This is a genomic window from Cellulomonas hominis (genome assembly GCF_005239125.1).
In the GTDB taxonomy this organism is placed as follows: Bacteria; Actinomycetota; Actinomycetes; order Actinomycetales; family Cellulomonadaceae; genus Cellulomonas; species Cellulomonas hominis_A.
Genome location: NZ_SZYE01000182.1, coordinates 1 through 7,660 on the forward strand (window position 1 = coordinate 1; position 7,660 = coordinate 7,660).

At 77.7% G+C, this 7,660-nt stretch carries 8 protein-coding genes; 6 read left to right on the forward strand and 2 right to left on the reverse strand.

What is annotated here, in order from left to right:
* Window positions 1–660, reverse strand: a 660-nt coding sequence (locus FA014_RS16305; protein ID WP_154730700.1) for an A/G-specific adenine glycosylase, incomplete at its 3' end; no start/stop codon positions are given.
* A gap of 224 nt (window positions 661–884) precedes the next feature.
* Here FA014_RS16305 and FA014_RS16310 point away from each other — a divergent pair.
* Window positions 885–1,478, forward strand: coding sequence for a hypothetical protein (locus tag FA014_RS16310; RefSeq protein WP_154730701.1), 594 nt, complete (start codon window positions 885–887; stop codon window positions 1,476–1,478).
* Between the two features lie 21 nt (window positions 1,479–1,499).
* On the opposite strand, the gene disA is transcribed toward FA014_RS16310, so the two are convergent.
* Complete coding sequence (gene disA / locus FA014_RS16315) at window positions 1,500–2,576, reverse strand: DNA integrity scanning diadenylate cyclase DisA (RefSeq protein WP_154730702.1); 1,077 nt, start codon at window positions 2,574–2,576, stop codon at window positions 1,500–1,502.
* A gap of 118 nt (window positions 2,577–2,694) precedes the next feature.
* Between disA and radA the strand changes: the two genes are divergently transcribed.
* From radA to FA014_RS20780, 5 genes are all read left to right on the forward strand, one after another.
* The gene (radA, locus tag FA014_RS16320; protein WP_230323273.1) at window positions 2,695–4,110 is read left to right on the forward strand and encodes a DNA repair protein RadA; all 1,416 of its coding nucleotides are present in this window, start codon (window positions 2,695–2,697) and stop codon (window positions 4,108–4,110) included.
* A 70-nt stretch (window positions 4,111–4,180) separates the two neighbouring features.
* Window positions 4,181–4,840, forward strand: a complete 660-nt coding sequence (locus tag FA014_RS16325) for a TetR/AcrR family transcriptional regulator (protein WP_195969327.1) — start codon at window positions 4,181–4,183, stop codon at window positions 4,838–4,840.
* Entirely contained in the window at window positions 4,837–5,751 is a 915-nt protein-coding gene (locus tag FA014_RS16330; RefSeq protein ID WP_154730705.1) for an ABC transporter ATP-binding protein, read from the forward strand. Before FA014_RS16325 ends, FA014_RS16330 begins: the two co-directional genes overlap by 4 nt.
* The gene (locus tag FA014_RS16335; protein ID WP_230323274.1) at window positions 5,748–7,220 is read left to right on the forward strand and encodes an anibiotic ABC transporter; all 1,473 of its coding nucleotides are present in this window, start codon (window positions 5,748–5,750) and stop codon (window positions 7,218–7,220) included. Before FA014_RS16330 ends, FA014_RS16335 begins: the two co-directional genes overlap by 4 nt.
* Entirely contained in the window at window positions 7,157–7,399 is a 243-nt protein-coding gene (locus FA014_RS20780) for a hypothetical protein (protein ID WP_230323275.1), read from the forward strand. The genes FA014_RS16335 and FA014_RS20780 overlap by 64 nt, the downstream gene beginning before the upstream one ends.
* Window positions 7,400–7,660 lie beyond the last annotated feature (261 nt).

Below are 7,660 nucleotides of genomic sequence, written 5' to 3' on the forward strand. Positions count from 1 at the left end.
CGGGCACGCCCCGCACCGCGGCGACCGGGCCGTGCACACCAGCGCACCGAGCTCCATCGACGCGGCCGCCCACCGCGCGGCGCGCGCGTCGTCGGCCGGCACGAACGCCTGCGCGAGGCGGCGCTCGCCGACGGTCAGGGCGGGGGCGGGCAGCGCGGCGCCCGCCGCGACCCGGGCCAGCACCCGGCGCACGTTGGTGTCGAGCACGACGGAGCGCAGCCCGAACGCGAACGCCCGGACCGCGGCCGCCGTGTACTCCCCGATCCCGGGCAGCGCGAGCAGCGCGTCGGCGTCCGACGGCACCACGCCGCCGTGCCGCTCGACGACCGCCCGCGCGCACTCCTGCAGCCGCAGCGCCCGCCGCGGGTAGCCGAGCCGGTCCCAGGCGCGCAGGACGTCGGCCGGGCTGGCCGCGGCGAGGTCCGCGGGCTCGGGCCACCGCGCGAACCACGCGCGCCAGGCCGGCTCGACCCGGACGACGGGGGTCTGCTGCAGCATCACCTCGCTGACCAGCACGCCCCAGGGCGTCCGGTCGGGGTGCCGCCACGGCAGGTCGCGGGCGTGCGCGTCGAACCACGCGACCACGTCGTCCCGCACCCCGTCGGCGAACGCCGGGTCCACGGCCGCCGCGTCGAGGGAGGAGGGAGGCACGCCGCACATCCTCACCCGCCCCCGGCGTGCGCGCCGAATCGCGCGGCCCGACGGAGCCGCCGCCCGGTCCCCGCCCGATCGTCGCGCCCCCACCCGATCGACCGGGCGGGGGCGCGACGATCCGGTGGGGACCAGCGCGCGCCGCGCCCCACCCGCGTGTCCCCGGGGCGGTCACCCGGGGCGGGGCGGTGCCGGGTTAGCGTGGGCGGCAGTTCGAGCGGAGGGACCGGGACATGGGCGTGCTGCGGCCGGAGGGCTCGCTGCCCGCGCGCGTGTACTGGGTCCGGCGCGCCGTGGTCCTCCTCGTGCTCGTGCTCGTGGTGGTGCTCGCGTTCCTCGGCGTGCGGGCGCTGCTCGGCGGCGGGGGCGACGACGACGCGGCCCCGCCGGCCGGAGGCCCCACGGAGCAGGCGCCGACGTCGGAGGAGACGACCGAGGGCACCCCGGCCTGCGAGCCCGGTGCCGTCGGGCTGGAGCTCGCGGCGGACGCGACCACCTACGCCGCCGGCGTGCTGCCGACCTTCACCATCCGGATCACCAACACCGGCGACGTGGACTGCCTGCTCGACGCGGGCGACGCGCAGCGCCAGGTGCTCATCACCTCGGGCACCGACCGGATCTGGGCGAGCACCGACTGCGCGACGGGCGAGGCCCTGCAGCTGCTGCTGGCGCCCGGCCAGGTCGACGAGCGCCAGGTGCAGTGGGACCGCACCCGGTCGGTCGAGGGCTGCGCCCCGGACCAGCCCTCGGCCCAGCCGGGCACCTACCAGGCCGTGCTCGCGCTCGGCGGGGTCAGCACCGAGCCGGTGGTGTTCGGGCTGGAGTGACCCGCGGGGCGACGCCCCGGGTCAGACGTACCGCTCGAGGATGCTGGACTCCGCGAGCCGCGACAGGCCCTCGCGCACCGCGCGGGCGCGCTGCTCGCCGACGCCGTCCACCGCCATGAGGTCGTCGATGTTCGCCGCCAGGAGCTTCTGCAGGCCGCTGAAGTGGCCGACCAGCCGGTCGACGATCGCGGCGGGCAGCCGCGGCACCTTGGACAGCAGCCGGTAGCCGCGGGGGCCGGTGGCGGCGTCCAGCATCTCGACGCCCGACGGCAGCCCGAGCTCCCGGGCGATGAGGCCGAGGTCCAGCAGCTCGGTGGAGTCGAGCGCGGCGAGCGAGGCGGCGATGGCCTCCCCGTCGCGGCGGGCCGAGTCGAGGTAGTCGCGGATGACCAGCTCGCTGTCGGAGCCGATGCCGCCGGTGAGCTCGTCGAGCTGCAGGGACAGCAGGCGGCCGTCGGTGCCGAGCTCCACGACGTAGCCGGCGATCTCCACCGAGATGCGCCGCACCATCTCCTGCCGCTGCACGACGACGCACACGTCGCGGACGGTGACGAGGTCCTCGATCTCGAGCGCCGAGAGGGTGCCGCTGACCTCGTCGAGCCGGGCCTTGTACCGCTCCAGCGTGGCGAGCGCCTGGTTGGCGCGGGACATGATCGCGTCCGCGTTCTCCAGCACGTGCCGCTGCTCGCCGACGTAGAGGGCGATGATCCGCATGGACGCGGACACCGAGATCACCGGCAGGCCGGTCTGCTTGGCGACGCGCTCGGCCGTGCGGTGCCGGGTGCCCGACTCGGACGTCGAGATGGTCGGGTCCGGGAGCAGCTGCACGGCGGCGCGCAGGATCCGGCGGGAGCCGGGGTCCATGACGATCGCGCCGTCCATCTTGGCGAGCTCCCGCAGCCGGGTGGCGGAGAACTCGACGTCGAGCTCGAACCCGCCGGAGCAGATGCTCTCGACCGTGGCGTCGTGCCCGAGCACGATGAGCGCGCCGGTCCGGCCGCGCAGGATGCGCTCCAGGCCGTCGCGCAGCTCGGTGCCGGGCGCGACCGCGGCGAGCGTGTGCCGCAGCAGGTCATCGGGCGGCGTGGTGGTGGGCACGGCGCGATCCTACGGGCCGCCGGTGACGCACCGCGTGCGGTGCGCGCCCCGTGGACGTTGCGATGCGGTCACGGTGCGTGCGCGGCCCGTGTCGGTGGCGCCGGTTAGCGTGACGGCCGTGTCGACCACCACCTCCTCCCGGACCGCCCGGCCCGCGTTCCGCTGCACCGAGTGCGGCTGGACGACGTCCAAGTGGGTGGGCCGGTGCGGCGAGTGCCAGACCTGGGGCTCGGTGTCCGAGGACACGGGTCCGGGCGGCGCGGCGCCGCGCACGGCGGTCATGGTGCCCCTGCGCGGGGCGGCGCGGCCGATCGCGGAGATCGACGTGGAGGCGGCGCGCGCCCTGCCGACCGGCGTGGGCGAGCTCGACCGCGTCCTGGGCGGCGGGCTGGTGCCCGGTGCGGTGGTGCTGCTCGCGGGCGAGCCGGGCGTCGGCAAGTCGACCCTGCTCCTCGACGTCGCCAGCCGCGCCGCGACCGGCGGCCGGACGGTGCTGTACGTGACGGGGGAGGAGTCCGCCGGCCAGGTGCGGCTGCGCGCCGAGCGGATCGGCGCGCTCGCGGACACCCTGCTGCTCACGGCCGAGACGGACCTCGGGACGATCCTCGGCCACCTCGCGCAGACCGAGCCCGACCTGCTCGTGCTCGACTCGGTGCAGACCGTCGCGTCCTCGGCCGTCGAGGGCTCGCCCGGCGGCGTGGCGCAGGTGCGCGAGGTCGCCGCCGCGCTCATCTCGGCCGCGAAGGAGCGCGCGCTGCCGGTGCTGCTCGTCGGGCACGTCACCAAGGACGGGTCGGTCGCGGGCCCCCGCACGCTGGAGCACCTGGTCGACGTCGTGTGCCAGTTCGAGGGCGACCGGCACTCGCGGCTGCGGCTGCTGCGGGCGACCAAGAACCGGTTCGGCCCGACCGACGAGGTCGGCTGCTTCGACCTCACCGAGACCGGGATCGTCGGGCTGGCCGACCCGTCCGGGCTGTTCGTGTCGCACGAGCGGCACCACGTGCCCGGCACCTGCGTCACGGTGACCCTCGAGGGCCGCCGGCCGCTCGCGACCGAGGTGCAGGCGCTGGTGGCGCCGTCGATGCTGAGCAACCCGCGCCGCACCACCAGCGGGGTCGACGGCAGCCGGCTGGCGATGGTGCTGGCCGTGCTGCAGCGGCGCGCGGGGCTGAAGGTCGGCGACCAGGACGTGTACGTGTCGACCGTCGGCGGCGCCCGCGTGGTCGAGCCCGCCGCGGACCTCGCGCTCGCGCTCGCGACCGTCAGCAGCCGGGAGAACGTCGCGCTCCCGCCCCGGCTGGTCGCGATCGGCGAGGTCGGGCTGGCCGGGGAGATCCGCCCCGTGACCGGCACCGCGCGCCGGCTGGCGGAGGCGGCGCGGCTCGGGTTCACGCACGCGGTGGTGCCCGCCGGGTCGCTCGAGAAGGGCCAGGCGCCCGAGGGGATGCGGGTCGCGCAGGCCGCCGACCTCGGTGAGGCCGTGCGGCTGACCCGGGCGGACGCGGTGCGGGTGGCGGCGCGCCCGGAGGGCTGAGCCGGCGCCTCCGCCCGGGGCCGCACCCGGCTCTTGCCTCTCGGCTGAACGCGCGTTTAGTCTGCTGAACGTGCGTTCAGCATCGACCGACGACGACCTCACCGCCCGCGCCCGGATCCGCGACGCCGCCCTGCTGCGGTTCGCCCGCGACGGGTTCGGCGCCGGCCTGCGCGCGGTCGCGGCCGACGCCGGGGTCAGCCCCGCGCTGGTCATCCACCACTTCGGGTCCAAGGACGGGCTGCGGGCCGCCTGCGACGCGTACGTGCTGGACCGCATCCGGGCGCAGAAGGAGGCGTCGCTGACCACCGAGACCCCGCGGGAGTCGATGGCGCACCTGTCCGACCTCACCCAGTACGGCCCGGTGTTCGGCTACGTGGTCCGCAGCCTGGCCGCCGGTGGGGAGCTCGCGTCCCGGTTCGTCGACGACATGGTCGCGGCGACCGAGGACTACCTGGCGCTGGGCGTGGCCGCGGGCACCGTGAGCCCGTCGGTCGACCCGGCGGGGCGGGCCCGCTACCTGGTCGCCCAGAGCGTCGGGCTGCTGCAGCTCGCGCTCATCGACGCCGAGGCGGGTCGGGCACCCTCGCCGACCCTGGACCCCGTCGCGGCGTTCACGGCGCTGTCCCGCTGGGCGGTCGTCCCGGCGATGGAGATGCTGACCGAGCCGCTGCTCACCGACCACGGGCTGCTGGCGGCGGCGATCGACGAGCTCGCCCGGGAGGAACCATGACCACCACCGACGCCGTCGCCGTCCGCGGCCTGGTGAAGGCGTTCGGCCGCCGCCGGGCGCTCGACGGGCTCGACCTGTCCGTCCGCGCGGGGGAGGTGCACGGCTTCCTCGGTCCGAACGGCGCGGGCAAGTCGACCACCATCCGGGTGCTGCTCGGCATGCTCCGCGCCGACGCGGGCGAGGCGCGGGTGCTGGGCGCCGACCCGTGGCGGGACGCGGTCGCCCTGCACCACCACCTCGCCTACGTGCCGGGGGAGGTCGCCCTGTGGCCGAACCTGACCGGCGGCGAGGCGATCGACCTGCTCGGGCGGCTGCGCGGCGGGCTGGACGCGCGGCGGCGCGCCGACCTCGTCGAGCGGTTCGAGCTGGACCCGACCGTGCGGGTGCGGGCGTACTCGAAGGGGAACCGGCAGAAGGTGGCGCTGGTCGCCGCGCTCGCGGCCGACGTCCCGCTGCTCGTGCTGGACGAGCCCACCAGCGGGCTGGACCCGCTGATGGAGGCCGAGTTCCAGCGGTGCATCCGCGAGGCCGCCGGGCAGGGACGCACCGTGCTGCTGTCGAGCCACATCCTCGCGGAGGTCGAGGCGCTCTGCGAGCGGGTCACGATCATCCGCGCGGGGCGGGCGGTGCGGTCGGGGACCCTCGACGAGCTCCGCGGGCTGACCCGCACGGCCGTCGTCGTGTCCCTGCGGGACGCCGGCTCGGCGCTCGCCGCGCTGCGCGACGCGCCGGGGGTGCACGAGCCCGCCCTGGTCGACGGGCACGTGCGCGTCGACGTCGACGCCGGTTCGCTGGACCACGTGCTGGCGCTGCTGCCCCGGTTCGGCGTGCGGGGCGTGACCGCGCACCCGCCGACGCTCGAGGACCTGTTCCTCCGCGAGTACGGCGAGACCGCCGGGAGCCCCCGGTGACCGCCGTCGCGCCGGCGCGCCCCGCCCCGCCGGCAGCGCGGCGCGCGACCGACCGCTGGGCCGGCACCGGGGCGCTGGTGCGGGTCGCGCTGCGGGTCGAGCGGGTGCGGCTGGGCGTGTGGCTGGTGGCCGTGGCCGGGCTGACCGCCGTCTCGGCCGCCTCGGAGGCCGACCTGTTCCCGACGCCCGAGTCGCGGGCGGCCCGCGCCGAGCTCATGCGGTCGCCCGCGGCGGTGGCGCTCGGCGGTCCGGGCTACGGGCTCGACGACTACACGATCGGCGCGATGGTGGCCAACGAGCTGGGCGCCTGGGTCGCGCTGGCGCTCGCGGTGCTGTCGGTGCTGCTCGTCGTCCGGCACCTGCGCGGGGCCGAGGAGTCGGGTCTCCTGGAGGTGGTCCGCTCGACCCCGGTCGGCCGGGACGCCCCGGTGCTCGCGGCGGTCGTCGTCGTGACGCTCGCGGACCTGGCGATCGGGCTCGCGCTCGCGGCGGCGCTGGCCGGCACGGGGCTGCCCGTGGCGGGTGCGCTCGCGTTCGGGCTCGGCTGCGGGCTGGTCGGGCTGACCTTCGGCGCGACGGCCGCCGTCGCTGCGCAGCTCGTGCGGCACGCCCGGACCGCGTCGATGCTCGGGCTCGCGGCGACCGGTGCCGGCTTCGTGCTGCGCGCGGCCGGCGACGTCCGCGCCCCGGAGAGCGGCAGCGCCCTGAGCTGGCTGTCGCCGTTCGGCTGGTCGCAGGCCACCCGGGCCTGGGTCGACGAGCGGTGGTGGCCGCTCGCGCTGCCCGTGCTCGCGTCCGCCGCCGCGTTCGGCCTCGCCGCGCTGCTGGCGGAGCGGCGCGACCTCGGCGACGGCCTGCTGCCCGAGCGCGCCGGCCGCGCGCACGCCTCGCCGCGCCTGGCCGGGGTCGCGGCCGTCACCCTGCGCCGGCTCGGCGGGGCCCTCACCGGGTGGGCCGTCGGGGTCGCGGCGATCTGCGGGCTGGTCGGCGTGCTGGCCCGGGAGGTCGTGCAGTTCATCGAGGACGAGCCCGCGCTGGCCGCGTTCTTCCCCGAGGGTGCCGGGGGCGCCGGGGAGGCCGCGTTGTCCCGGTACCTGCTGGTCGCGGTCGCGCTCGCCGCGGCGGCGGGCGTGCAGGGCGTGGCGGCCGCCCGGCCGCCTCCTCCGCCCGGGCGGCCGGGCGCGCGGCGCACGTGCTCGCGGGGCCGGTGGGCCGGGTGCGGTGGCTCGGCGCCCAGCTCGCGGTCGTCCTCGGCGCCGCGGCGGGCATGGTGCTGCTCGGCGGGCTGGTCATGGGCGTCACCGCGGCGAGCACCCTCGAGGACCCCTCGCTGGTCGGCCGGCTCGTCGGCGCGGCGCTCGCGCAGGTGCCGGCGCTGTGGACCGTCACCGGCGTCGCGGTCCTGGTGCTCGGGCTCGCGCCGCGCGCGTTCGGCCTCGCCTGGGCGTACCTCGGCTACGTCGCCCTGACCGCGATGCTGGCGGGGGTGCTCCCCGACGGCAGCGACGTCGCGTCCCCGCTCCGGTACACGCCGGCGATGCCCGCGGACCCGATGGACTGGCCCGCGGCGGGGGTCCTGGCGGCGCTCGCGGTGGCGCTGGTGGCGGGCGGCGTGCTGGCGTTCCGGCGGCGCGACCTGCTCGCCTGACCGCGCGGGTCCGCCAGGACCGGACGCCCGGCCGCTAGGCTGCCGCGGGACCTCAGGGCCGGTCCGCGGCAGCGCGGCCCGGCTCGACCGGAAGGCTTGCAGGGAGTGCGTGCATGAGTGACACCGACGGGCGGCGCGCGCGCCGGGACACCGGCACGCCGGCGACGGGGGTCGGCCGGTTCGGCGACGACCGCCCGGCGTGGCCGAGCCTGAGCGGCGGCGACGCGGCCGGCGCGCAGGCCCCGGTGCCCGCGGATCCGG